The following is a 23,208-nucleotide window of genomic DNA, read 5'->3' on the forward strand; positions in this document are numbered from 1 at the left end:
ATGACGTACGTATTTTTGGCGAATGGATTTGAAGAGATTGAGGCTTTAACGGCGGTTGATCTGCTTCGGCGCGCCAATGTGCCGATTCAGACAGTGGGGGTCGGCGGCAGGCAAATCATGGGTGCCCATCAAATCCCTGTCATAGCTGATCTGGAAGAAAGCGAAATCTCTCTGGAGAGCCTTCAGATGGTGGTTCTGCCGGGCGGACTGCCGGGAACACCGAATCTGGAGCAGTCACAGGTGGTAAAGGATACGGTGATGCACTGCTATGAGCATGGCGCTTATGTGGCGGCCATCTGCGCGGCTCCGTCGATTCTGGGGCACATGGGGCTGTTAAAGGGCCGGCGCGCCACGGTCAGCGACGGATTCGTTTCTGAAATTACCGGCGCGGAATATACCGGTGAGCTTGTCACTGTGGACGGAAAAATCATTACGGGCCGCGGCCCGATGGCTGCGATGGCGTTTGCGCTGCAGCTCACTGATCTTTTGGCGGACAAAGAAGCCGCGGAAAAGCTGAGGAATTTGATGCAATGCCAGTAAAGAACATCAAAGAGGTAAAGACAGGTCTGCGGGGCAAATATCGCAGGCTCAGAGAAGATCTGTCGGAGGAAGAAAAGCTGAGGTTGGATTCTGAAATCCAGTCCCGGCTGCTATCTTTGCGGGAATACAGTCAGGCCGATACGGTATTTACCTATATCAGCAAAGAGCTGGAGGTAGATACCCTTGCCATTGTGCAGGCGGCCTGGGCAAATCAGAAGCGGGTGGCTGTTCCCCGGTGCATTCCGGGAACCCGCGACATGGAATTCTATTACATTCGCTCCTGGCAGGACCTGGAGCGCGCGTCGTTCGGCGTGATGGAGCCGATTGTGCAGCGTTGTGAAAGGGTGGAAGACGAGTCCCGCGGCTTTTGCCTGGTGCCCGGCTTTAGCTTTGACGTACAGGGCTTTCGGCTCGGGTATGGCGGCGGCTATTACGACCGCTTTTTGTCCCGCTTTGGCGGGTTTACGGTGGGCGTGTGCTATTCCTTCTGTGTTCAGTGGAATCTGCCGCACGGCTATTACGACAGATCGGTCGATCTGTTGGTAACGGAAAAGTATGTCCGCAGGACATCGAAGAAAGCAAGATAGGGGGTCTGTCATGCGCGACGACGACAATCAGCGGCGAAACCGCGGCCAGGAGGATCAGCGGCAGAACCGGGCCCAGCATTTCAGGGTCGAAATCAATGACAACGATGATATGGATCAGTCCGTTTCGCAGGAGTCAAGGCCGGCTGCCGGTGAGCCGGATGTGCTGCACAGCTACAGTAGCCCCCAGACGCGTAAGGCGATGGCGGAATCGGAGCGCCGCGCCCAAAAGGCCGAAGAGAAGGCCCTGCGGGAAAGAAGCCACGAAAAGGGCCGCAGAAACAGGCGTTTTTTCCGCATGATCTGGATGTCGATGATCCTTATCCTCGGGATTGGAACGGGCCAGTATCTGGTGACCGGAATGGCGGATATGCTCGCGTACCAGAAACCGGAATCCTCAGTGACCGTCGAGATTCCGAAAGGCGCAAGCGTCGGTGAAATCGCCAAGGTGCTGTACCGCGGCGGCGTGATCGAACAGCCGGGCTTTTTCCAGCTGTATTCCACCATCACGCGCGCAAACGGTTCCTATCTGCACGGCACGTACGAGCTGACAACAGATATGGACTACGAGGCGATCATCAATTACCTTCAAACGAACAATAACCGTACCGATATTGTGAAGGTCTTGTTCCAGGAGGGCCTGAACGTGCAGGAGGTCGCCGCTCTGATGGAGAAAAACGGCGTCTGTTCCGCACAAGACATTTTAAAATATGCCAATTCTCAGGACTTTAATAACTACGACCTGATCAAGACAATCGGCAACGACAACGATCGCTATTATCTGCTGGAGGGCTACCTGTTCCCCGACACCTATGAATTCTATAAGGACGAGGATCCGAAGCAGGCCCTGGGCAAGATGATCAACAACACGAGCAAAAAGCTGACCGCCGAGGTGCGTGAGAAGGCGGAGGAGCAGGGAATGACGCTCGATCAGGTGCTGAACCTTGCCTCCATCATTCAGGAGGAATCCGCAGACGAAGAGGATATGTATCAGGTTTCTTCCGTTTTGCACAATCGCCTGAAAAACGGCGTGGCGACCGGCACACAGCAGCTCGGGTGCGACTCCACCATCTACTATCCCTACCGCACGAAGGCGCAGGTGCCCGAGGCGCAGCGGGATACGTACAGCAGCCGGTACAACACCTATAACATTGTCGGGCTGCCCCCGGGGCCGATCGCAAATCCCGGCAGTGCGGCGATTGACGCGGCGCTGAATCCGGCGAAAACAGATTATTATTACTTCTGCCACTCTGCGGACGGCAAGGCCTATTATGCCAAGACAGCGGAGCAGCATCAGAAAAACTTGAAAAAGGCGGGTCTGACTCAGTGAATATGGAACTATTGGCTCCGGCGGGGGATTTTGAACGGCTGGAGGCCGCTTTGGCTTTTGGGGCGGATGCGGTTTATCTGGCGGCAAAGGAGTTCGGAATGAGAGCCGGCCCGGCCAATTTCTCACCGGAAGAGCTGGCGGCGGCCGTTCAGGCTGCCCACCGGAAAGGTACCCGGGTTCACATGACCTGCAACACGCTGCCCCGTGTGGATGAGCTCGACCGCCTGCCCGATTTGCTGCGTTATGCCCAGCAGGTAGGGGTGGACGCATTGATCGTCGCCGATCTCGGCGTGATGAAGCTGGCGCAGAAATACGCGCCGGACGTGGAGCTTCACGTTTCTACCCAGGCGGGAGTCGTCAACCACGAGACCGCGCGCGTCTTTTATGAAATGGGCGCGTCGCGCGTGGTGCTGGCCAGAGAGCTGAGCATGGACGAGATCGCGCAGATCCGCGCCAAGACGCCGCCCGAACTGGAGCTGGAAGCGTTTGTGCACGGCTCGATGTGCGTGTCCTTCTCCGGACGATGTCTGCTGTCGAACTATCTGACCGGCCGGGACGCCAACCGCGGCGACTGCGCGCAGCCGTGCCGCTGGTCGTACCGCCTTGTAGAAGAAAAACGACTCGGCGAGTATTTCCCCATTGAGGAGGACGACCGGGGGACTTATATCCTCAATTCCCGCGACATGTGTATGATCCGCCATATTCCGGAGCTTCAAAAGGCGGGGATCAGCAGCCTGAAAATCGAGGGCCGGGCCAAATCGGCTTATTACGTGGCGGTCACGGTCAACGCGTACCGCAGCGCGATCGATTTCTGTGAGCAGCATCCTGGCGAGCCGCTGCCGGAATGGATTCCCGAGGAGCTGAACAAAATCAGTCACCGCGAATACAGCACCGGCTTTTATTTCGGCACGCCGGGGCAGGTATACCAGAACGGCGGCTATGTGCGCGATTACGAGGTCGCGGCTGTCTGCGAGGGCTGGGAGAACGGCATGGCGACTCTGTCGCAGCGCAACCGCTTCTTCCGGGGAGATACGGTGGATGTGCTGGAACCCGGCGCGCAGCCTTATCTGCTCACGCTCGACGAGCTGTACGACGCGGAAATGACGCCGATCGACGCGGCCCCTCATGCGACCATGCGGGTTCTGGCAAAAACCGAGCATCCCGTTAAACCCGGCGCTTTGCTGCGGCGGATGCGCGGCGAATGATTCCGTAATGCCGAAAGGGCAGAAAGCCGGAAAGCTTTCTGCCCTTTTCCAAATTTGTAATATAGAGACTTCGTTTTCGCCTTTGGCGGCGGAAGAAGCGAACGGTACGATGAATAAGGCCGCAGAATCCGCAAAGTATGATAAAAGGAATCTTCAGCTCGAGATGGAATTTTTGCCGCTGTGTTTGCCCTGGTACAGCTTTTGATCCAGGTGGTCGAAAAAGTCGACGGCGGAAGAACCGTCCTCCGGGTTGGCGCTGGAGACGCCGCAGCTGATCGTCGTAGAAACGGTGCAGCCGCGAAGCTCAAATGTTTCCTGCTCAATCTGCTGCCGAATCCGCTCTGCAATTTTCCTGGCGTTTTTCTGGTCGGCATCCGGCAGTACCACTAAGAATTCGTCGCCGCCGTACCGCGCGACCCAGTCGCCCTTGCGTTGGATATTGTTTTGCAAAATCTCCGCGACCTTTTGCAGCACGCGGTCGCCCATGCTGTGGCCGTAGGTATCGTTGATCTGTTTGAAATCATCAATGTCGATCAGGATCGCGGAAAGAACGCCGCCGTTCAGAACAACGGCATATAAATCGATCGGCAGCTTCTCATTGATAAAGCGCCGGTTATACACTTGGGTAAGCTCGTCGGTAATGGCGGCCTGGTTCAGGCTCTCAATAATCTGGTTGATTTCCTCAACGCTTTTGCCCTTCAGGTCGGGCACAATACCGGTTTCGGAAACATCCTTCAGCATCTCTACAATATAAGTGCGGCTGCTCAGAATTACTGGCGTGGCCATCACCATAAAAATTTTATCCTGGTTGTATTCAATCTTGACGAACGTATCGTTTTCGTTGGCGGCGCGCATTGAAACGCAGTTGGCGCAGTGGCTGTTTTTTTCCCAGAACTCGTAGCAGATGGAATCCTCAATCATTTCTGCACTGCAGCCGGTGATGGAAATCACCCGCTTCGCCAATGGGTCAACAACACGGACCAGATTGTACATCTTTTCAAATTGCTGAAGAAATTGCATGAGCTGCTGGGGATTCTCCATTTCCGACATTCTGCTTTCACCTCTGCGCGATTCCGGTATATGGGATCTGTTTTTATTTGATAACATGATGGCAGTCAAGGCCATTTTTGGCCATGAAAGCAATTTTCCGTACAATGTGATCATGCTTCAATGCTCTCTCAGCCGCCCAAAGCTGTGCTTTGGGATGCGGCGTAAGGTTATTGAAATTATTATAACATGTCCCTTACTTCGACACAAGCAATGAAAAAGCAAAAAATGCAAATCAAGAACAGCTCGTTTTATCAGAATTGGATAGACTGCGGGCCGTCAGGCCATAACATGGGGAGGCAGTATGGACATTACAGCAAAATATGAGATTGCGGTTGTCGGCGGCGGCGCGGCAGGGCTGATGGCCGCCGGCGAAGCGGCAAAGCTGCTTGGCGGCGGGAAGGTTGCTCTGTTGGAGGCGGCCCCGCGTGTGGGGAAAAAACTGCTGGCTACCGGCAACGGCAGATGCAATATCACCAATCTGTCGGCGGCCTGGCCGATGTATCACGGCGATGCACCGCTGGCCAGAGAGGTGTTTGAATCCATTTCACCGGCAGAGGTATTGCAGCAATTTGAAGCGATGGGCCTTTTCTGCCGGGAAGAGGAGCAGGGCCGGGTATACCCGCAAAACGGGCAGGCCTCCGCTGTGCTGGACGCGCTGCGTCTGTTCTTTCAAAAGAAGGGCGGGGAAGAGCTGTGCGGTGCTGCGGTGGTTCAGGTAAAACGGCAAAAAAGCGGATATTTGCTGAGCCTTGAGGATGGCAGAACCCTTTTGGCGAGCCGGCTGATTCTGGCGCAGGGCGGCAAGGCCTCACCGCAGATCAGTTCGGATCAGGGAATTTCTCTGGCCCGCCAGCTCGGCCACAGTCAGACTGCGCTGCTCCCCGCGCTGGTGCAGGTGACAGTGCCGCAGGCGAGGGTCCGGGCACTCAAGGGCGTGCGCTGTTCAGGCGCCGTCCGCTTTCTGGCGGACGGACATGCAGTGCGGCAGGAAGAAGGAGAAATCCAGTTCACGGAGCGCGGCTTATCCGGTGTCTGTGTATTCCAGTTGTCGCGGCTGGCGGCGGAGTATGCCGCGTCCAAAACCGTTCAGGGCAAACCCTGTAAAAATGTGCAGCTTGCAGTGGACCTTTTGCCGGAATCCTCTTTTCAGGAGGTTTGCGAGCTGCTGCGCTGTCTGGCGTCCATTTATCCGCAGCTTGCGGCAAGAGACTTGCTGTTTGGCGTGCTGCCCAAGCGCGTGGGCCAGCAGGTGATGGCGTCCGCCCTTTCCGAAAAAGCCGGAGAACCGGCAGGCAGTCTCGGCGGCCCGTGGGTGAAAACGGTGGCCGGTGTGCTTAAGGGCTGGGCCTTCCCAGTCACAGGCACGCTGCCCTGGCAGTATGCACAGGTGACGGCGGGCGGAGTACCGCTTGCGGAACTGTTTCTGCCGTCCATGGAATCACGCATCAGCTCCGGCGTTTATCTGGCCGGAGAGCAGTTGAATGTGGATGGAGACTGCGGCGGCTTTAATCTGCACTGGGCGTGGATCAGCGGCATGGCAGCCGGCAGAAGCGCCGCTATGGCGGCAAAGGAGGAAAACGTATGATTCGAATTTCAGAGATCGCCCTGCCCCTTTCCGCGGGGGAGGGAGAGCTTTTGCGGCAGGCGGCGGCCCGGCTTTCCCTGCCGGAGCAGCAGATCCGTTCCCTGACCATTTTGAAAAAATCGGTGGACGCCCGAAAAAAGCAGGATATTCACTTTCAATATACCGTTGGCGTAACGCTGGAAAGCGGGGAAGAAACAGTTTTGTCCCGGTGCGGCGGCGCGAAGATTTCCCGCTTTCAGCCGTACAGCTATGAACTGCCGCCCTGCCGCAGGCTGGGGGAGCGGCCGGTCGTTGTGGGCTTTGGGCCTGCAGGGATGTTTGCCGCGCTGATTCTGGCGCAGGCAGGACAGCGTCCCATTGTGATCGAGCGCGGAGCGGATGCGGACAAGCGCACACAGCAGGTGGATGCTTTCTGGAAAGGCGGCGCTCTGAATCCCGAAACGAATGTGCAGTTCGGTGAGGGCGGCGCCGGAACCTTTTCGGACGGCAAGCTGAACACCGGCACCAAGGATGGCCGTGCAGGCAAGGTGTTCGAGGAGCTGGTCAAGGCCGGCGCGCCGGAAGAGATTCTATATGACGCAAAACCGCATGTCGGTACCGATTTGCTGCCGGGGATCGTGAAGAAGATCCGCGGGCAGATCGTGGAGCTGGGCGGAGAAATCCGGTTTGAAACAAAGCTGGTCGAGATCGTATCGGTGCAAGGCAGGGCGACGGGCGTCATCGTAGAGCATGATGGAGTGCGCCAGCAACTGGATACACACCATGTGATCCTGGCGATCGGCCACAGCGCACGCGATACCTTTGAAGGTCTGCTGGAGCAGGGTGTGGCGATGGAGCAGAAGCCCTTTTCCATCGGTGCGCGCATCGAGCATCCGCAGGCGGCCATCAACCGCGCGCAGTATGGCGCATTTGCGGAGCATCCCGCGCTGGGAGCGGCGGATTACAAGCTTGCGGTGCATCTGGAAAACGGCCGGGGCGTGTACACCTTCTGCATGTGCCCCGGCGGTCGGGTCGTCGCGGCCGCCTCGGAGCCCGGGCGGCTGGTGACGAACGGAATGAGCCGCTGGGCGCGTGACGAAAAGAATGCAAACTCCGCCCTGCTCGTCGGCGTATCCTCTTCAGATTTTGAAAGCACGCATCCGCTCGCGGGCATGTGGTTCCAGAGAAGGTGGGAAGAGGCGGCGTTTCATCTGGGCGGCGGGGATTACCGTGCCCCTGCCCAGCGCGTCGGCGATTTTCTGAAAGGCAAAGCGTCGGATTCGTTCGGTATGGCCCCCAGCTACCAGCCCGGCGTGGTCCCGGCAGATTTGTCGGGTTGTCTGCCGTCTTACGCCGTAGAATCGATGCGGCAGGGGATTTTGCTGATGGATCGCAGGCTGCGTGGATTTGCCCATCCGGACGCGGTTCTGACGGGTGTGGAAACCCGCAGCTCCTCCCCGGTGCGGCTGACGCGCGGGGCCGACGGCCAGTCGATCACTCTCGGCGGGCTGTATCCCTGCGGGGAGGGCGCCGGTTACGCGGGCGGCATCGTATCCGCGGCAGTGGATGGAATCCGGAGCGCGGAGGCCGTGCTGACCTCGCCAAAAGAAGGATAATCAGATTTTGATTCTGTAAAACCCGGAAGTCCGCACCCGGTAAAATTGGAACTTCCACCGAATGAGCACGGGCTTTGCCGGGTATGCTAACAGCGTACCCGGCGGGATATAGCGGGCGATCATTTCTGCTTTGCCCAGTGCCTATATCGCTTTACTGCGAAAACGACAGAATTCCTTTTTTCCGTTGGATAAAATTCAAAAACATTCAAATTTTCAGTAGATTTTTTTTAGAAACCTATTGACATTCGTTGGAATTTTGCTATAATAAATGACGTTGCTTCTGGCAATTAAATATTGATGCGGAATTGTGTAATGGTAGCACGACAGACTCTGACTCTGTTTGTCTGGGTTCAAATCCTAGTTCCGCAGCCATATAGCCTCGGGAAACCGAGGCTAGCTTTTTCGAGGTGTGGCTCAGCTTGGTAGAGCGCTACGTTCGGGACGTAGAAGTCGCAGGTTCAAATCCTGTCACCTCGACCATTGAAAAAATGCATTAGATAGCCATTTGGGGATATCTAATGCGTTTTTTTATTTTTGGAAAATCCAGAAAATTATAGAGAGACAGGTAAAAATAGAATACACGTAGAAATTCGACTCATGACAAATACGTACGTCTTTCAATCTACGCTTTTGCCGAAAAAATATTGACTCAGTTTGTCCATACCGCAAGCTTGACTTATTTGTCCTGATGTGAAGAAAGGAATACAAACCAGAAAGGAATCTGTACCCTCATAGCTCAATCAGGGCGCAGGCTTTGACATGTCTTCGCTAAATATCTAATTACTGACAATTCTTGCTGTGGTTTTGATTCATATTGACATTTTTAGTTCGCCATGCTAGAATAAGCGCGAATTAAGCTTATTGGTTCTAAGACATCCTTTTGGAACTGTGATAAGTGAAGCGTACAATGAAATTTGCCTCTGATTCATTCTTACTTAGAATTTTAGGAACAAGCGCTCTTTTCGCAAGCCTTTCAAAACAGATGAGGAGAAAACAAAGCAGATGTATTATCCGAAGTCTTCCGTCTTTGTAACTGGCGTTGCGCAAATCGGTAAAACGGATGCGATCAACGCGATGTACGGAACGTTTTCTTTGAGTCTGATTATAGACACGCACAGCGATACTATCATCAGTCTTAGCTGTAATATGGTAATGGCTGAAACCATTGAGTTTGTCCGTCAGCTTCTGATCGGCAAAAACATCGTTACAGATATGGATGAAATGATTGAGACCATTCAGAAACGCTTTTTGGCGCTTTCTCAAAAAGCGTTAATTGTTGCTTTGCGTGACGCGCAGAACCGTTACCAGATGTCAATGAAAGAGTTTTAAATTTCGTTTCAGAAAGTATCAAAATTAAATAGTCTCTTTTTTAAAGGGTGACCAAAAACCTTGGGTACTCGATTTAAGGAAGATCAGATTTGAATTTTTATTCAGATGTGATCTTCCTTTTTGTTTTTTCACCGATCATTTCCCAATATCCAATATTTTTTATTTTGAAAGGAGTTTTTCTCTATGTCTATTCCCACCAAACAGGACGCAATGAAGCTTCTCGACATTTTTGACCCCGAAATGGCCGACTTACTCCATCGCGAGGAAAAGCGTCAATTCGAAACACTCAGTCTGATTGCCTCTGAAAATGTGGTTTCTCCCTTGGCCTCTTGTCTGGAAGGTTCCGTCTTTACAAACAAGAATACCGAAGGCTACCCCGGCAAACGCTTTGTCGGCGGATGCCAGCTTTCCGATCAGGCAGAGATTCTGGCCATTGAACGCGTGAAAAAGGCCTTTGGTGCGGAACATGCCAACATCCAGTCCGGCAACGCAACCATTGCGAACATGGCGGTTCTAACCGGTCTGCTGAACCCCGGTGACACCTTTCTGGGCCTGACGCTGGACAACGGTGGACATTTGAGTCACGGTGCGAAATTCCATTACAGCGGCCGCAATTTCAACGCTTTGCACTATGGTGTCGATAAGGAAACCGGAATGATCGATATGGATCAGGTGCGCCAGATGGCCCTCGAAAACAAACCCAAGCTGATCGTGACCGGCGCTTCCTCTTATCCCCGTGCGATCGATTACAAAGCATTCCGTGAGATTTGCGATGAGGTCGGCGCCTATTTCTGGGTCGACTGCGCGCATGACTGTGGTCTGATCGCAGGCGGCGCGATCCCCAGCCCGGTGCCTTATGCCGATGTTGTCACGATGTCCACCCAGAAAACACTGCGCGGCCCGCGCGGATGCGGCGTGATTCTTTGCAGGGAGGAACTCGCAGCCAAGCTTGACCGCGGTGTGTTCCCCAGACTGCAGGGCGGCCCCAAAGGCGATATGCTGGCTGCACGCGGCGTCCTGTTCCTCGAGCTGCTTCAGCCGGAATTCAAGACATACGCTCATCAGGTCTGCGCGAACGCCAAGGCTTTGGCACAGGGCTGCCAGGAGGAAGGCATGCGCATCATCACCGGCGGAACCGATACCCATATGGTGATGCTGGATGTCACTCCGGTGATCGCCAACGGTCAGGAAGCGGAAGATTTGCTGAGCAGCGTTGGAATCGTCGCCAACAAAAACATGATCCCCTACGATACGCTTCCCCCGAGCCTTGGCAGCGGCCTGCGCATCGGTAGCCCCACTATGACGACCCGGGGAGCCAAAGAAGAAGAAATGAAGCATATCGGCCATCTGCTCGGGCGCACCTTAAACAACAAAAATAACCCTGCGGTATTGGCGGAAATCAAAGAGGAAATCTACAAAATCGCCACCTCTCATCCCATGTTCTCCAGCGAGTGGGTTTCTCCCAGCATTCGTGAAGAGTTTGAGGCAATGTATTATAACCGATAACCCACAGGTCACTGATCGTAAGAGAAGACAAAATATTCCGAGAGGTGAACAGTATGTCCTTGAAAAGTGATATTGAAATTGCACAGCAGTACGAAGCAAAAGACATTCGAGACATCGCAAAGACCGCGGGTATCGACGAGAAATACCTGGAAATGTACGGACGGAACAAGGCAAAGGTAGACTATAAGCTTCTGGGTGATCTGGCGGACAAACCGAACGGCAAACTGATTCTGGTCACGGCGATCAATCCGACCCCCGCGGGTGAGGGAAAGACCACCACCAGTGTCGGCCTGACCGACGGCCTGCGCCACATTGGCAAAAAGGCGATTGTTGCCCTGCGTGAACCCTCCCTCGGCCCGGTATTCGGCGTAAAGGGCGGCGCGGCCGGCGGCGGATATGCCCAGGTCGTCCCGATGGAGGATATCAATCTGCACTTTACCGGCGATTTCCATGCGATCGGCGCGGCGAATAACCTGCTGGCTGCTCTGCTGGATAACCACATTTATCAGGGCAACGAGCTGCGCATCGATCCCAAGCGCATCACCTGGAAGCGCGTTGTCGATATGAACGACCGTCAGCTGCGCAGCATTGTGGACGGCCTTGGCCCGCGCACCAACGGCGTCACCCGTGAAGACAGCTACGACATCACCGTCGCTTCCGAGATCATGGCGGTTCTGTGCCTGTCCTCTTCCATCAGCGACATGAAAGAGCGCCTTGGCAAAATGATCATCGGCTATACTTACAACGAAGAGCCCGTTACCGCTGCTCAGCTCAAGGCAGAAGGCGCGATGTGCGCTCTGCTGAAGGATGCGATCAAGCCGAACCTGGTGCAGACGTTGGAAGGCACCCCGGCCTTCATCCACGGCGGCCCGTTCGCGAACATCGCTCACGGCTGCAACTCCCTGATGGCGACCCGCATGGCGCTTAAGCTGAGCGATTATGCCGTTACAGAGGCAGGCTTCGGCGCCGACCTGGGCGCGGAGAAATTCCTCGATATCAAATGCCGCATGGCGGGCATTGCTCCCAGTGCGGTTGTCATCGTAGCAACAGCCCGTGCGCTCAAGCATCACGGCGGCGTTGCAAAGCCCGACCTGAACAACGAGAACCTGGAGGCGCTGGAGAAGGGCATGCCCAACCTGCTCCGCCATGTAGAGAACGTCACAAAGGTGTATGGCCTGCCCTGCGTAGTTGCCATCAACCGTTTCCCCACCGATACCGAAGCCGAGCTGACCCTGATCCGCAGCAAGTGCAAAGAGCTGGGCGTTGAGGTTGCTCTCAGCGAGGTATGGGCAAAGGGCGGCGCCGGCGCTGTAGAGCTGGCGGAAGAGGTCGTTCGTCTGTGCGAGGCCCCGAACAACTTTAGCTATGTGTACGATGCCGAGCTGTCGATCAAAGAGAAGCTCAATGCGATCGTACAGAGAGTGTACCACGGCAGCCACGCTGTTCTGACCGGCCCGGCCGTGAAGCAGGCGCAGCAGCTCGAGCAGCTTGGCTTTGGCAACCTGCCGATCTGCATGGCGAAAACACAGTACAGCTTTACCGATGACGCGAAGTCCCTGGGTGCTCCCGAAGGCTTCGAAATCGCGGTCAAAAACCTGAAGGTATCCGCGGGCGCCGGATTCATCGTTGCTCTCACCGGCGACGTCATGACGATGCCCGGCCTGCCGAAGAAGCCGTCGTCCGAGAACATCGACGTGGATGAAAACGGCCGCATTTCCGGGTTGTTCTGAGAAACATACTCCTTCGGGCCGGCCTGTGCAGGCATGTTCCGCACAGGCTCGCCTGAATCTTCAACAAAGGAAGAAAATCATGTGCGAAAAACTGATCGAAAAAAGCTGTCTGGATTTTACAGGGATTCTGGCGTCCAAAGCGCCGGTGCCCGGCGGTGGCGGGGCCGCAGCCCTGGTGGGAGCGCTGGGAATAGCGCTGTGCTCCATGGTGGGGAATCTGACCGTTGGCCGCAAAAAATATGCCGAGGCAGAGTATGATATAAAAATCATGCTGAAAAAGGCAGAAGCCATTCAGGCCCGTCTGTTGGATTTGGTGGAGGAAGACGCCGCTGTTTTTGAACCTCTCGCAAAGGCATATTCCATCCTGAAGGAGAATCCGAAGCGCGCGGAATTTCTGGAGGAAGTGACTCTGAATGCCTGCAAGGCTCCTTTGAAAATGATGGAATGCTGCTGCGAAGCCATTGACTTGCTGAAAGAAATGATGGATAAGGGCAGTGCAACACTGATTTCGGATATCGGCTGCGGCGCACTGTGCTGTAAGGCGGCTCTGGAAAGTGCGGGCATGAATGTTTTTGTCAACACAAGAACTCTGGCCGATAAAAATCAGGCGGCGGAGACAGAAGCAAAAGCGGACGCGATGTTGATCGTTTACAGCGGGATTGCGGACCGGATTGCGGAGGAAGTAACGCGCCGCCTGCGGGGAGTGAAATAAATATGGCAAGGATTTTAAAGGGCGCGCCCGTTGCCGCCTCTTTGAGCGAAAAGCTGTCAGAACGCGTGAGCGCTCTGAAAACGGATGGAGTCATCCCTACTCTGGCGATGATCCGTGTCGGGAAGAAGGACAGCGATGTCGCCTATGAGCGCGGCGCGGTAAAACGCTGTGAAAAAGTAGGGATCAACGTTTTAAATTATATTTTAGCGGAGGACTGTACTCAGGATTACCTGATGCACGTGATTGATCGAATCAATCAGGATGAAAACATTCACGGCTGTCTGCTGTTCCGTCCTCTGCCCAGGCACATCGATGAACGGACCGTCTGCGAGGCGCTTCTTCCGGAAAAGGATATCGATGGCCTGACAACAGGCTCGCTGAGCGGTGTGTTTACCGGAAAAGGCTCCGGCTTTTCTCCCTGCACCGCACAGGCCTGTATCGATATTCTGGATTACAACAGCATTCCCCTGCGCGGGAAGCGCGCCGTTGTGGTTGGCGCGAGTTTGGTGATCGGCCGTCCGGTGGCAATGATGCTGCTGGCGCGCGGAGCCACCGTTACGCTGTGTCACATCGACACCGTTGATCTTCCGTCCGAATGCCGCCGGGCCGAAATCATTATCGCCGCCGCGGGAGTTCGCGCGCTGCTGAACAGTGACTGCCTTTCTCCCGGGCAAATTATTCTGGACGTAGGCGTTACGGTTGGGGAGGACGGAAAGCTGCACGGGGATGTCGACCCCGACGCGGCGGATGCGGCGGCCGAAGCGTTTACTCCGGTTCCGGGCGGGGTAGGCACGGTCACTACCTCCATCCTCGCGAAGCATATCGTAGAAGCGGCGGAGAAGAGGAGAATGACAAAGTCATGCTGAACTCTTCCGATTTTGTAGAAAGCTATACGCCAATTGGCGGGAAAAAGGCAAATTCCCCGGCATTCAGGTTGCTGCTTTTGGGAATCCTCGCGGGGTTTCTGATCGGAATGGGAAGCGCCGTCACCAATGTGGCGGTTCACAGCATGGCGAATGTGTCTGCGGCGAAGGTGATTGGCGGCCTTTTGTTCCCGTTTGGTTTGATTGCGGTCATTCTGACAGGCGCTGAATTATTTACCGGCAACTGCTTTCTCATCATGCCTGCGCTTTCCCGTCAGATTCAAATCGGCGCAATGCTTCGAAATCTGGTTCTCGTTTATCTTGGGAATTTGATTGGCGCAATCGCCCTTGCGGCGGCATATTGTTTTAGCGGGCAGATGAATCTTTCCGGCGGTCATTTAGCTGTTTATACCATGAAAGTTGCGGCGGCCAAATGTTCTCTTTCCTTTGAAAGCGCCGTCGTGCTGGGGATTCTGTGCAATGTTCTGGTTTGCATCGGCGTCATGTGCGCGCTCTGCGCGAAAGATGTGGCGGGGCGTGCCGCAGGGGCGTTTGGTCCGGTCTGCTTTTTCGTGGTGTGTGGTTTTGAGCATTGTGTGGCAAATATGTATTATATTTCTGCCGGGCTGTTCGCCCTTTCGAATCCGGATTATTCTGAATTGGCCTCGGTAGCGGGGGTGAATCTCTCCGCTTTGACCTGGAACGGATTCCTGCTTCACAATTTACTGCCGGTTACGATCGGGAATTTGATCGGCGGCGTTGCTTTTGCAGCACTGATATGGGCAGCGAATCATAAAAAAGAACAAATCACAGAGTAGGCCAGCGCGTCAAGCACCGCTGAGCGGGAAGTTGGGACAAAGAGGCTAGGGCTTCATGTTGCGGTACCCGCATCCGCCGCCACAAGAAAGAGAAGCGTTCTCCTGATGTGGCGGCTGGCACAAAGGGAGGATTTTAAAATGCAAAAGATGAAATGGAATACGGAGGCAATTGTACTGTTGGGAGTTCTGATTTCCACAGAGGTGGTGCTTTCCCGCTTTTTCTCCATTTCCGCATGGAATATCAAAATCGGTTTTTCGTTTCTGCCCGTTGTGGTGGCCGCGCTGCTGTTGGGGCCGCTGCAGGCGGGAATCGTGGCCGCGCTGGGTGATTTGATCGGGGCTCTTTTGTTTCCAATCGGCGCTTATTTTCCGGGCTTCACACTGACGGCCTTTCTTAGCGGAATCGTATTTGGCCTTTTTCTCCGCAAGAGCCAAAGCATGACGAGGGTAATCGGGGCCGTGGCAGTGAATCAGCTGGTGCTGAGCCTTCTGTTAAACACCCTGTGGATTTCTGTGATGTACCATTCCCCTTTCAGCGCCCTGCTGGTGGTTCGTATCGTGCAGTGCGCGATTTTGATCCCGATTCAGATCATCATGATTCGATTGATGAGCAAAGCGCTGAACCATGATTGGAAGAAGGCAATTGTATAATGTTCTTACCGACACGTTCTTCCATAATGTAGAGTCTGTATTCGAATTGCTCTGCAAAAAGAAAAATGCTTTGCTTTAAAATCAGCTTTGAGAATGCTGTAATCCGGACAGAAAGCCTGGAACGCCAGTGCTTTGACTGGAAAGGTTATCCTGCAAAAGACAAAAAAGGAAAAGTGCGGAATAGATATCTATTCCGCACTTTTCCTTTTATCTGGCATAGGCTTTCAAATTTTTCGTTCTGCCTAAAATGTAGTCTGTTGAAGTATTATAATAATTTGCCAATGTAATCAAATGCTCTACTGGTATAGTCTGAAAGCCTCTCTCATATCGTGAATAAACAGTTTGACTGATTCCAAGTACTTCTGCAACATCTTTCTGCAATAAATCTTTATCAATTCTCAGATCTTTTATTCTAGGAAAATACATAAAATCCCCTCCGTGCAGTACCGTTTTGTACTATCGACTTTAGCATGGAATAGTAGTATGATGTGCTTTTCAGTACTTATTAGTACTAAATGAATGCTTAATACAATCGTTACAATATATTTTTATAGAAAGAAGTCGATTGCTGAGAATCGACTTCTTTTGTTTTTTATAGTACAATACTTATTAAGATTTTATTTGATAGAGGTTCCGAATGCGTATTGAAATAAAAGAAGCCTATGATAGTATAGAAGAGATTAAAATCCTTTTTCATGAGTATGTTGCTTTGATCGGGATCGATCTGACCTTTCAAAGCTACCAGGAAGAGCTGTCAAATTTGCCGGGGAAATATTCCAGACCATTTGGCAGGTTATATATGGCATCTGTTGATGGAGTTCCAGCCGGGTGTATTGCCTTACGAAGGTTTGATGAAAAACGCGGAGAGATGAAACGATTGTACGTCCGTGATCAATTCCGCGGCTGCAAAATAGGAAGACTGCTTTCAGAAAAAGTCATTCTGGAAGCACAATTCATCGGCTATCAGGCCATTTTGCTGGATACGCTGTCTGCGATGGAAGAGGCCAGGGCGCTTTATCAGAGCCTGGGATTTGTAGAAATTGCTCCTTATTATGAAAGCCCCTTAAAAGATACCCACTTTTTAAGCCTTTCATTATAATTTTGCAGAACAGGTCCTTTTCTTGATCAGCGCTGCTGTCAGTTGACGGTATGAATAAAACATGATAAAATATTTTATACCCCATGGGGTATAAAGGAGGCAGAACAATGCGGCAATGTATGGATTCCGAAAACCTGCACAGGCGATTGAGCAAGATCATGGGCCAGGTAAAAGCCATTGATAAAATGATAGATGAGGATGTACCCTGCGAAGATGTTCTCGTTCAGATCAATGCGGCAAAGGGCGCATTGCAGAAGGTTGGCCAGGTCGTTCTGGAGGGCCACCTGAACCATTGTGTCCGTGAGGGGATTGAGCATGGCGACGCGGATAAAACCATCGCGGATTTTGCCAAGGCGGTAGAGCATTTTTCCAGAATGTCATAAGAAAAATTTTCAGAATACAGAACAGCGGTTTTTCAAAAAGCCGCTGTTTTTTTATTGACACTCTATACCCCCAGGGGTATAATATACCTATAGGGGTATGGGTATAAAAGAGGGTGATGATTTGATAGACCTTGTAAAAAATGAAGAGAAGCGAACGGTGTTTTTCTTGTTGTTGTCCGCCTGTTCGCTGGTCATTGGCTTTTTTCAGATTGGGAATCTGCCGGTTGATCCGGTTTGGGTCGCTATTTTGCTGTGCGGAACTCCCATTGTGAAGGGAGCGGTTGTCGGGCTGGTTACAGAGTTTGATATAAAAGCGGATGTTCTGGTGTCGATTGCGCTGATTGCCTCTATCGTAATCGGAGAAATCTTTGCTGCCGGGGAAGTGGCCTTTATTATGGCTGTCGGAGCATATTTGGAAGAGCGCACCGTGGCAAAGGCCCGTGCAGGCATTGAAAAGCTGGTTCACCTGACACCTGCCACGGCCCGCGTGGTGCGGGACGGCACGGAGGAGATGATCCCTGCGGAGCAGGTGAAAATCGGGGATACCCTGCGTGTATTGGCCGGAGAAACCGTCGCTGTGGACGGAGTGATCCTGAAAGGCAAAACCTCTGTCGATCAATCTGTGATGACGGGGGAATCTCTCCCTGTAGATAAAGAGGAGGGAGACGAGGTGTTCAGCGGTACCGTGAATCAATTTGGGACCTTCGATATGGCGGCCCAAAAGGTTGGTGCGGACAGCTCGTTGCAGCGTATGATACGTCTGGTGGAATCCGCTGACGCGGGGAAGGCAAAAATCGTTGGAATTGCTGACCGCTGGGCAACCTGGATTGTTGCAATTGCGCTGCTGGCCGCCGCTGCTACCTGGTTTGCCACTGGGGAAATCATACGCTCCGTGACCATTCTGGTTGTATTCTGCCCCTGCGCTCTGGTGCTGGCCACCCCCACCGCTATTATGGCCGGGATCGGCAATGCAACAAGGTTCGGAATTCTAGTCCGTGAGGGGGATGCGCTGGAGCGGCTGTCGCAGGTGAAGCGCATCGCTTTTGATAAGACCGGCACCTTAACCTACGGAAAGCCCGCGGTCACACAAATACATAGCATAGATGACACACTGGGGGAGAAGGCCCTTCTGGCTCTGGTGGCTTCCTCAGAATTGCGCTCCGAGCACCCACTGGGGAAGGCCATCGTTGCGCACTATCGGCAGAAGTACGGCGCTCTGCCGGAACAGCCGGAGACATTTGAACTGCTGGCAGGGCGCGGTGTTGCCGCCCAAGTAGCTGGCCGAAAGCTTCTGGCAGGGAACGAGGCCCTGATGGCAGAGAGAAAGGTCGCAATGCCGGAGGCGCTCTTGAGTCTGTCTGAGAACGCGAAAAGAAATGGCTGCACCGTGATTTATATTGCAGAGCATCCAAGAGCCATCGGGATGATTGCCTTGTCAGATACTCTGCGCCCGGATGCCGCACAGACGATAGACGCGATTCATCAAGCCGGAGTCCGAACCGTTCTGCTGACAGGGGATGCGGCGCCGGCGGCTTCTCATATTGCCGCAAGCGCCGGCCTTCGTGACGTGCAGACAGATTGCCTGCCGGAAAATAAGCTGGAAGAAATCCATGCTTACCAGAAAGCGGGGGAGCCGGTGTGCATGGTGGGCGACGGCATCAATGACGCGCCGGCGCTCAAGGCTGCTTTTGTCGGTATTGCTATGGGCGGCGTCGGCAGCGATATCGCCATCGATGCGGCCGATATTGTGCTGGTGAGCGACGATATCAAAGAAATTCCTCACCTTCTGCGGCTTTCTCAAAAGACAATGCGCACCATCAAAATCAATCTTGCCGCATCCATGGCTTTGAACTTTGCAGCCATCGCGCTTGCGATCACAGGTGTTCTTACCCCGATGATTGGCGCGTTGGTGCACAATGCCGGTTCTGTTGCTGTTATTATTCATTCTTCGCTATTACTGAAATGGAGGAAAATAAAATGAAAGAATGGCTTTTATTCGCGTTGTTTCTGATTGTCGGTGCAGGGATGCTTTCTGCCGGTATCGTTTACCTGCGGAAAGAAAAGGACGACCCGGATTCGGTAAAAATTTATCGGGTGGTCTCTATTCTGGGTTCTGTACTGGTGGCCGTGGCTCTTCTCACAAAATTTGTGTTTTGATTACCAGGCTAAAACTGACTGCTTTGTGATTGCGCTGTTCCCCAATTCTATGGGCGATTTCTACTGCGTGAATACTTACTGAATAAAGGCCCCGGAATCCAGCCGACGCTGGTTTCGGGGCCTTTATTTTGAGGTTATGAGATACATAGGTGAGCGCAAAAATGCCCTTTCCATCTATAACGCGAGGCGTGTTTTTATGTGGAAGGGTATCTTTACTTGGCACTTTACAAATTGAAAGAATACAATTATACTGAAAGTTAATTATATGCTGGAAATTACAAAATGAAAGGAAGAATGAATCGATGAACTGCTGCTGGTGCACCATTACGACGGATCAACTGGAGGAATCCGTGGCGTTTTATGAGGAAGTAATCGGCCTTTCTGTGGCTCGGCGCTTTTCCCCTTCACCGGATACGGAGATTGCTTTTTTAAAGGACGATCGCGGCTTTGAGGTGGAACTTCTGAAAAACGGGAGACCGACAAGTGATGACCTCAACGGAATTTCACTTGGGTTTGAGGTGGAATCGCTTGCGGATACACTGGCCCTAGTCAAATCCAAAAACATTTCTGTTTTCGGCGGGCCAATCAAAGTGCCGGGCTGCACCTTCTTTTTTGTGAAAGACCCGAATGGAGTCTCCATCCAGTTGATAGAGAACGATCATTAAAAGTAAATTTTATCGCCTACCGTAAAAGAACACCCTGATCGGCAGAACCGACGAGGGTGTTTTTTTATTGCCCTGTAGTCTTTATTTTTTCTGTCAGCCATTCGATCATCGCAGTTCGTCCGTCTTCGCTCAGTTCAAATTCAGACTGCTCCCCGATCTCAGACTTTTCAAAACAGTACGGGCTATACCATACGTAGGTAACCAGCATATCGTTTGCGGGTTCGATTTTGTACCGCATCTTGCCTGCGCTCCCTTTGTATACTCCGCCGTTTTGATAATATAACAGACCTGGTAAATCCATGTTATCACCTCACCCGGGGACCATTATACACCGTTCCGGCCGGGCTGTAAAATTCTTCCTTGCTTTTTTGTAAATCAGCTCTTCCACCGTCGCCGGCCTGTTCTGCCCAAAGCTGGGGCATCCGGTGCGCATATAATAATCTTACGCCACAGGCGAAAGCAAAGCTTTTGTGCCTGAAAGAGCATGGAATCATCTGCTTTCTGGCTCCGGCCTTTTTGTAGGCGCTTTTTCAAATCTATGATATAATAACTTCACGGAATAGGCGAAAGCAAAGCTTTTGGCGGCTGAGAGAACATTGAATCATCCTCTTTGTGATTCCGGTTATTTGAGCGGTGCTTGATGAAGTTAGCTTCAAATTTATGATATAATAACCTCAAAGCGCAAGGAATCTTCTTAAGCTATCTGAATTATATATGATATAATAAACTGGAATTGAATTCCAGATGGAAAGGATTATTATATCATGCAGGGGATTTTAGTCGGCTTTTGTTCGTTTCTTCTGATTGGGCTTTTCCACCCGATTGTCAGAAAGGCGGAGTATCATTTTACCAAACGCATTTTTCCGGCGTTCCTTTTGGCGGGGGCCCTTTGTCTGGCGGGGGCGTATTTTGTGGGAAATCAGTTTGTATCTTCCATTCTGGGCGTGGCGGGCTTCTGCTGCTTTTGGAGCGTAAAGGAGCTTTTTGAGCAGGAAAAAAGAGTGGAGAAGGGCTGGGCCCCACGTAACCCGAAGCGCGATCAAAAGTAATCATGTCTTTCTCATGGTATCTTCATGATTCTGCTATATTTTTCTCATAAATTCACGGTAGGATAAAATTGGAATTATTTTGAGATAGGGCGGGAGAAGCATGTCAAAGCAAAAGGTTTTGATCATTGAGGATGACCCCAATATTGTTCGGGTGTTGGAGCTGGAGCTTCAGCATGAGGGATATTTGGTAGAAAAGGAATACGATGGGCTGTTCGGTCTGCGCAGGGCGCAGGACGAGTCGTTCGATTTGATTTTGCTGGACGTCATGCTTCCGGCAATCAACGGGCTGGAGGTTCTGCGGCAGCTGCGCACGGAATGCCAGACGCCGGTGATCCTGCTGACTGCGCGCGACTCGGTGATGGACAAGGTACACGGCCTGGACGAAGGGGCCGCGGATTATGTGACAAAGCCCTTCGCCATTGAAGAGCTGCTGGCCCGTATGCGGGCGGTGCTCCGCCCGGCAGCCTTACAGAAGGGCGATGCGCTGGTTGAAACCGAAAGTCTCACCATCAATAAAAACAGCCGCGAGGTATTTTGCTGCGGCGAGCCGGTTTCCCTTACCCGGCGGGAATTCGATCTGCTGGCTTATCTGGTCGAGCACCGCAACATGGTGTGCTCGCGCGATTTGCTGATGGAGCAGGTGTGGGGATACGACTTTCGCGGCCAAACAAATCTGGTGGATGTTTATATCCGCTATCTTCGCACCAAAATTGATTATCGCTTTCATAAGGAGTTCATCCATACCATTCGTGGGGTTGGGTATATTATTCGATTATGAAGAAAGACGATTCGCCTTTGAATCATCAAAAAGTTGTGTTGAAAGGCGTAAAAAAATCGCTCAGCTCGTTTCTGTCTTTTCTGAAAAGGTGTAAGGCGTCCATCGTTTTCAAAACGGCGATGGTCTATGTTGTCATGTTCGGAATCGTTTTGGTGATTGCGGCCTCTGTGATGAGCGCCGCTTTTGTTTCGTATTCCGCCCATTCGGAAGAGTTGGAGAGGACGATGTCCTTTGTGGTCAGCAGGCTGCAAAGCCCCGCAGGGCAGTTGTTTGATTTTGAAGAGTTCGCACAGTTCAGCAAAACCATGATCGAAATATCGGACGTGCGCACGCACGAGATGGTGCGCTTTGGCGAAGAAATTACGGATGTTTCTGAAAAAATGCAGACTGTGCGCCGGATCGACAGGCCGGATTTGCACCTGATGATCAAGGTGGTGAGCACCGAATACGCAAATGCGCCGTTTGAGGGCGGAATCGGCATCGCGTATGCGTTTGCGCTGGCCGGTTTGCTCATCGCGGCGATTCTGCTCGGTTCGCTCAGCACGAAAAAGCTGCTGCATCCCGTTTATGTCATGACGCAGACCGCGCGCTCCATTACCGCGAGTGATCTGAGCGTGCGCATCGACGAGGGAAACTCGAACGATGAGCTTGATGAGCTGGCCAGAACCTTCAACGAAATGCTGGATCGTCTGGAAGAGGCTTACCGCAAGCAGAACCGCTTTGTTTCGGATGCTTCGCACGAGCTGCGCACGCCGCTTTCCGTCATTTCGGGCTATGCGAATCTGCTGCGCCGCTGGGGCAGTGAAGACCCCGTCGTGCTGGAGGAATCCGTGACAAAGATTATCGAAGAAACCGACAACATGCAGCAGCTCGTGGAGCGCCTGCTGTTTTTGGCCCGGGTGGATCAGCAGACGCAGGCGATCAATCCCGAGCTGTTCAATGTCAGTGAGCTGATGAGTCAGATTACAAAGGAGACCCGCCTGATTGACGACAGCCACACGCTGTGCGAGCAGATCGAGCCCGGGGTGACGCTGACGGCCGACCGTGCGCTGATTTTACAGGCAGTGCGGGCGATTGTGGAAAACAGCATGAAATATACGCCGCCGGGCGGCACGATCACGCTGTCCTGCCGGGCCGAGGGAACACAGGTATGCCTTTCTGTCGCAGACACGGGGATCGGCATCGAAGAGAAGGATCTCCCTTATATTTTTGACCGCTTTTACAAAGCTGATGAAGCCCGTTCCCGTCAGGCAGGGGGAACCGGCCTGGGGCTTTCTATCGTCAAGTGGATCGTAGAGCGCCACGGCGGAGAGATCCGGGTCAGCAGTATTCCCGACCATGGGACAGAATTTCATATCCTGATCAGCCGGCAGCTCTGCCTGCCCGCCTGAACGTTCCGTATCCGGCGTTTTCAGGCCATCGGAAAAGCGGCGCAACCGCAACATCGTTTCTGAATTTTGCTTCCGGCACTGCTGTGTGCCCGCAGGGGAGCGGCACCCGCAAATTTTAGGGCTGTTCCTTCCTTTGCCGCCTTGCCCTGCGCAGTTTTCGGCAGCTTGTATTTTTTCGATCAACCAAA

24 protein-coding genes and 2 tRNA genes are annotated in these 23,208 nt (G+C 52.9%); 23 read left to right on the plus strand and 3 right to left on the minus strand.

Annotation, left to right across the window (positions count from 1 at the left end; all coding sequences use genetic code 11):
- Genes HMPREF1141_RS03850 through HMPREF1141_RS03865 form a run of 4 tightly spaced genes read left to right on the plus strand, consistent with a single transcriptional unit; the run spans position 1 to position 3,659 of the window.
- Entirely contained in the window at positions 1–540 is a 540-nt protein-coding gene (locus HMPREF1141_RS03850; protein WP_009061285.1) for a DJ-1 family glyoxalase III, read from the plus strand.
- The gene (locus HMPREF1141_RS03855) at positions 531–1,127 is read left to right on the plus strand and encodes a 5-formyltetrahydrofolate cyclo-ligase (protein WP_009061211.1); all 597 of its coding nucleotides are present in this window, start codon (positions 531–533) and stop codon (positions 1,125–1,127) included. Before HMPREF1141_RS03850 ends, HMPREF1141_RS03855 begins: the two co-directional genes overlap by 10 nt.
- Positions 1,128–1,137: 10 nt before the next feature.
- Positions 1,138–2,454 carry an endolytic transglycosylase MltG gene (gene mltG / locus HMPREF1141_RS03860; protein ID WP_009061205.1) on the plus strand — a complete coding sequence of 439 codons (1,317 nt, stop codon included), beginning with the start codon at positions 1,138–1,140 and terminating at the stop codon, positions 2,452–2,454.
- A gap of 2 nt (positions 2,455–2,456) precedes the next feature.
- Positions 2,457–3,659 carry a U32 family peptidase gene (locus HMPREF1141_RS03865; protein WP_035316529.1) on the plus strand — a complete coding sequence of 401 codons (1,203 nt, stop codon included), beginning with the start codon at positions 2,457–2,459 and terminating at the stop codon, positions 3,657–3,659.
- A 153-nt stretch (positions 3,660–3,812) separates the two neighbouring features.
- On the opposite strand, the gene HMPREF1141_RS03870 is transcribed toward HMPREF1141_RS03865, so the two are convergent.
- A complete protein-coding gene (locus HMPREF1141_RS03870) occupies positions 3,813–4,709 on the minus strand; it encodes a GGDEF domain-containing protein (RefSeq protein WP_155863467.1) in 897 nt (298 codons plus the stop codon).
- Between the two features lie 301 nt (positions 4,710–5,010).
- On the opposite strand from HMPREF1141_RS03870, the gene HMPREF1141_RS03875 reads away from it, so the two are divergent.
- From HMPREF1141_RS03875 to HMPREF1141_RS03925, 11 genes are all read left to right on the plus strand, one after another.
- Complete coding sequence (locus tag HMPREF1141_RS03875; protein WP_009061272.1) at positions 5,011–6,294, plus strand: aminoacetone oxidase family FAD-binding enzyme; 1,284 nt, start codon at positions 5,011–5,013, stop codon at positions 6,292–6,294.
- Positions 6,291–7,889 (plus strand): FAD-dependent protein, encoded by a 1,599-nt coding sequence (locus tag HMPREF1141_RS03880; RefSeq protein WP_009061289.1) that lies wholly within the window; start codon positions 6,291–6,293, stop codon positions 7,887–7,889. Before HMPREF1141_RS03875 ends, HMPREF1141_RS03880 begins: the two co-directional genes overlap by 4 nt.
- 298 nt (positions 7,890–8,187) lie before the next feature.
- Positions 8,188–8,261: transfer RNA gene (locus HMPREF1141_RS03885), tRNA-Gln, on the plus strand.
- Positions 8,262–8,292: 31 nt separating this feature from the next.
- Positions 8,293–8,369, plus strand: a tRNA-Pro gene (locus HMPREF1141_RS03890).
- 522 nt (positions 8,370–8,891) lie between these two features.
- Positions 8,892–9,218 (plus strand): DUF3870 domain-containing protein, encoded by a 327-nt coding sequence (locus tag HMPREF1141_RS03895; protein WP_009061258.1) that lies wholly within the window; start codon positions 8,892–8,894, stop codon positions 9,216–9,218.
- A gap of 183 nt (positions 9,219–9,401) precedes the next feature.
- Entirely contained in the window at positions 9,402–10,724 is a 1,323-nt protein-coding gene (gene glyA / locus HMPREF1141_RS03900; protein WP_009061299.1) for a serine hydroxymethyltransferase, read from the plus strand.
- 53 nt (positions 10,725–10,777) lie between these two features.
- Positions 10,778–12,454: a formate--tetrahydrofolate ligase gene (locus HMPREF1141_RS03905; protein WP_009061253.1), complete on the plus strand. Its 1,677-nt coding sequence runs from the start codon at positions 10,778–10,780 to the stop codon at positions 12,452–12,454.
- A 79-nt stretch (positions 12,455–12,533) separates the two neighbouring features.
- Positions 12,534–13,166, plus strand: a complete 633-nt coding sequence (locus HMPREF1141_RS03910) for a cyclodeaminase/cyclohydrolase family protein (protein WP_009061246.1) — start codon at positions 12,534–12,536, stop codon at positions 13,164–13,166.
- Between the two features lie 2 nt (positions 13,167–13,168).
- Complete coding sequence (locus tag HMPREF1141_RS03915; RefSeq protein WP_009061200.1) at positions 13,169–14,032, plus strand: bifunctional 5,10-methylenetetrahydrofolate dehydrogenase/5,10-methenyltetrahydrofolate cyclohydrolase; 864 nt, start codon at positions 13,169–13,171, stop codon at positions 14,030–14,032.
- A complete protein-coding gene (locus tag HMPREF1141_RS03920) occupies positions 14,026–14,847 on the plus strand; it encodes a formate/nitrite transporter family protein (protein WP_009061274.1) in 822 nt (273 codons plus the stop codon). Before HMPREF1141_RS03915 ends, HMPREF1141_RS03920 begins: the two co-directional genes overlap by 7 nt.
- Before the next feature lie 138 nt (positions 14,848–14,985).
- Positions 14,986–15,498: a folate family ECF transporter S component gene (locus HMPREF1141_RS03925; RefSeq protein ID WP_035316522.1), complete on the plus strand. Its 513-nt coding sequence runs from the start codon at positions 14,986–14,988 to the stop codon at positions 15,496–15,498.
- 207 nt (positions 15,499–15,705) lie between these two features.
- On the opposite strand, the gene HMPREF1141_RS03930 is transcribed toward HMPREF1141_RS03925, so the two are convergent.
- On the minus strand, positions 15,706–15,924 hold the full coding sequence (locus HMPREF1141_RS03930; protein WP_035316523.1) for a helix-turn-helix transcriptional regulator: 219 nt from the start codon (positions 15,922–15,924) through the stop codon (positions 15,706–15,708).
- A gap of 211 nt (positions 15,925–16,135) precedes the next feature.
- On the opposite strand from HMPREF1141_RS03930, the gene HMPREF1141_RS03935 reads away from it, so the two are divergent.
- From HMPREF1141_RS03935 to HMPREF1141_RS03955, 5 genes are all read left to right on the plus strand, one after another.
- Positions 16,136–16,597, plus strand: a complete 462-nt coding sequence (locus tag HMPREF1141_RS03935; protein ID WP_009061282.1) for a GNAT family N-acetyltransferase — start codon at positions 16,136–16,138, stop codon at positions 16,595–16,597.
- A gap of 107 nt (positions 16,598–16,704) precedes the next feature.
- Entirely contained in the window at positions 16,705–16,980 is a 276-nt protein-coding gene (locus tag HMPREF1141_RS03940; protein WP_009061232.1) for a metal-sensing transcriptional repressor, read from the plus strand.
- A gap of 121 nt (positions 16,981–17,101) precedes the next feature.
- Positions 17,102–18,961 (plus strand): cation-translocating P-type ATPase, encoded by a 1,860-nt coding sequence (locus HMPREF1141_RS03945; protein ID WP_009061309.1) that lies wholly within the window; start codon positions 17,102–17,104, stop codon positions 18,959–18,961.
- Positions 18,958–19,137, plus strand: coding sequence for a hypothetical protein (locus tag HMPREF1141_RS03950; protein ID WP_009061280.1), 180 nt, complete (start codon positions 18,958–18,960; stop codon positions 19,135–19,137). The genes HMPREF1141_RS03945 and HMPREF1141_RS03950 overlap by 4 nt, the downstream gene beginning before the upstream one ends.
- Before the next feature lie 302 nt (positions 19,138–19,439).
- Positions 19,440–19,802 carry a VOC family protein gene (locus HMPREF1141_RS03955; protein WP_009061251.1) on the plus strand — a complete coding sequence of 121 codons (363 nt, stop codon included), beginning with the start codon at positions 19,440–19,442 and terminating at the stop codon, positions 19,800–19,802.
- Between the two features lie 64 nt (positions 19,803–19,866).
- Here HMPREF1141_RS03955 and HMPREF1141_RS03960 read toward each other — a convergent pair whose 3' ends face one another.
- The gene (locus HMPREF1141_RS03960; RefSeq protein WP_035316524.1) at positions 19,867–20,103 is read right to left on the minus strand and encodes a hypothetical protein; all 237 of its coding nucleotides are present in this window, start codon (positions 20,101–20,103) and stop codon (positions 19,867–19,869) included.
- Positions 20,104–20,566: 463 nt separating this feature from the next.
- Here HMPREF1141_RS03960 and HMPREF1141_RS03965 point away from each other — a divergent pair, with 463 nt between their 5' ends.
- The 3 genes from HMPREF1141_RS03965 (at position 20,567) to HMPREF1141_RS03975 (ending at position 23,020) form a co-directional block, all read left to right on the plus strand.
- The gene (locus HMPREF1141_RS03965; RefSeq protein ID WP_009061277.1) at positions 20,567–20,851 is read left to right on the plus strand and encodes a DUF4491 family protein; all 285 of its coding nucleotides are present in this window, start codon (positions 20,567–20,569) and stop codon (positions 20,849–20,851) included.
- Between the two features lie 100 nt (positions 20,852–20,951).
- A complete protein-coding gene (locus HMPREF1141_RS03970; RefSeq protein ID WP_009061259.1) occupies positions 20,952–21,629 on the plus strand; it encodes a response regulator transcription factor in 678 nt (225 codons plus the stop codon).
- Between the two features lie 17 nt (positions 21,630–21,646).
- Positions 21,647–23,020, plus strand: a complete 1,374-nt coding sequence (locus HMPREF1141_RS03975; protein WP_035316532.1) for a HAMP domain-containing sensor histidine kinase — start codon at positions 21,647–21,649, stop codon at positions 23,018–23,020.
- Positions 23,021–23,208: the final 188 nt, after the last annotated feature.

Origin of the sequence: Clostridium sp. MSTE9, from assembly GCF_000277625.1 — a bacterium.
GTDB lineage: Bacteria > Bacillota > Clostridia > Oscillospirales > Acutalibacteraceae > Faecalispora > Faecalispora jeddahensis.